2 protein-coding genes are annotated in these 1,938 nt (G+C 75.8%); both read right to left on the reverse strand.

What is annotated here, in order from left to right:
• A partial coding sequence (locus HGA02_RS17915; protein WP_168680612.1) for an LLM class flavin-dependent oxidoreductase occupies positions 1–497 on the reverse strand: 497 nt, incomplete at its 3' end.
• A 53-nt stretch (positions 498–550) separates the two neighbouring features.
• On the reverse strand, positions 551–1,938 hold a 1,388-nt coding region (locus HGA02_RS17920), incomplete at its 5' end, for a penicillin-binding transpeptidase domain-containing protein (RefSeq protein ID WP_168680614.1).

Genomic DNA, 1,938 nt, shown 5'->3' on the forward strand with positions numbered 1-1,938 from the left:
GACCTCGGCCCGCGCACCCCGGCGAGGATGCGCGGCGGCTGGGCGGGCGGCGACTCGAGCTGCACGCCGTCGAGGTGCACGTACCGGCCGTCGGCGTCGACGCGCTCGCCGTGCACGATCGCGCGCACCGCCCGCAGGTGCTCCTCGAGCATCGTGAGCGGGCTTGCGGGCCACGCGCCGACCTGCCGCATCCACGCGGGCATGCCGTGCCCGATGCCGACGTCGACGCGGCCCGGGAACAGCTCGGCGAGCGTCGCGGCCTCCATCGCCGTGAACGCGGCGTCCCGCACCGCGGCGGGCAGGATGCCGACGCCGACCCGGATCCGCTCGGTCCACGCGAGCACGGCGGCGGCCTGCGCGACCCCGCCGCGGAAGAAGCAGTCCTCGACGACCCAGATCTCGTCGAAGCCGAGCTCCTCGGCACGGCGGGCGAACTCCCGCACGCGTCCGACGGGCAGGTCTCGGGGCAGCAGCACGCTGGTCGCGCGGTCGGTCATCGTCGTCCTCCTCGTGGCGCACCCGCCCACGTCCGGGCGGGACGACGACCGCGTCAGCGCGCGGCGGCCTCGAGGAAGCGCTCGAGCAGCGGGCCCGCGGTCGTCGAACCGTAGTCTCCGACATCCACGAAGACGGCGACCGCCAGGTCGCCCTGGATCGCGATCATCCACACGTGGTTCTGGAGGTTCGCCGCGTCGCCGAACTGCGCCGTGCCGGACTTCGCCATGACCTCGCCACCGGGCGTGTCCTGCAGGAACGACCCGCCGCCCTCGGTGACGACCGCGCGCATCAGCGTCCGGAGCGCGTCCGCCTCGCCGGTGGTCAGCGGGACGTGCGGCCGCGACGTGGCGGTCGCGGGCGTCGGGGTCGGCCCGTCCGAGGCACCCGCGGTCGCGTCGTCGTCGGTCGCGGGGGTGGCGGCGTCGGTGTCGACGACGAGCCGCGGCGTGACCGTCGCCCCTGCCGCGACCGACGCGGCGACCGTCGCCATGCCGAGCGGCGACGCCAGCACGCGCCCCTGCCCGATCATCGACGCGGCGTGGTCCGTGCCGTCGGAGTCCGACGGGACCGCACCGAGGAACGCCGCGAACCCGAGGTTCGCCTCCGGCACGAGGCCCAGCGATCCCGCGGCGTCGACCAGCGCCGACTGCTGCGCCTTGTCGCGCGCCGAGATGAAGGCCGTGTTGCACGACTGCGCGAACGCCGTGCGCAGCGGGACCTCGCCCAGCGCGCTCGACGGGTAGTCCGGGAAGTTCGAGAACGAGCGGCCGTCGACGCTCGTCGTCGGCGGGCACGACACCGTCGAGTCCGCGGTCAGGCCCGACCGCAGCAGCGCGAGCGCGCTCGCGACCTTGAACGTCGACCCCGGCGCGTACTGCCCGAGCGTCGCGGTCGACATGCCCTCGCCGCCGGGGCCGCTCGCGGCGGCGACGACGTCGCCCGTCGACGGGCGGATCGCGACGATCGCGCTCGCCGGCACGACGCCCTCGAGGATCGTCTCGGCCTCCGCCTGCACGTCCGGGTCGATCGTCGTGCGCAGGTCGGTGCCGGGCGTCGGCTCCTTGACGAACAGCTGCCGCACCGCGACGCCGTCGGCCGGCGCGGCCTCGATCGTGAGGCCCGGGCGGCCGCGCAGCAGCGCGTCGTACTGGCGCTGCAGGCCCGACAGGCCCGTGAGGTCGCCCGCGGCGATCGCACCCTCCGACTTCTCGACGATCTCCGCGGTCGCCGACCCGACGGTGCCGAGGATCGGCCGCGCGAACCGGCGGGACGGGGCCAGCGGGATCGTGTCCGCGACGGCGCGCACCCCGGGCGTCGCGACCAGCGCGTCGACGTCGTACTGCGGGTCGCCGTCGCGGACCACGATGGCCTCGACGAACGCCTTCGGACCGGCCGCCGCGACGCGCTGCACGTAGGCCTCGACGTCGAGCGCGAGCGCCG

It is taken from the genome of Cellulomonas septica (genome assembly GCF_012396155.1).
Classification (GTDB): domain Bacteria; phylum Actinomycetota; class Actinomycetes; order Actinomycetales; family Cellulomonadaceae; genus Cellulomonas; species Cellulomonas septica.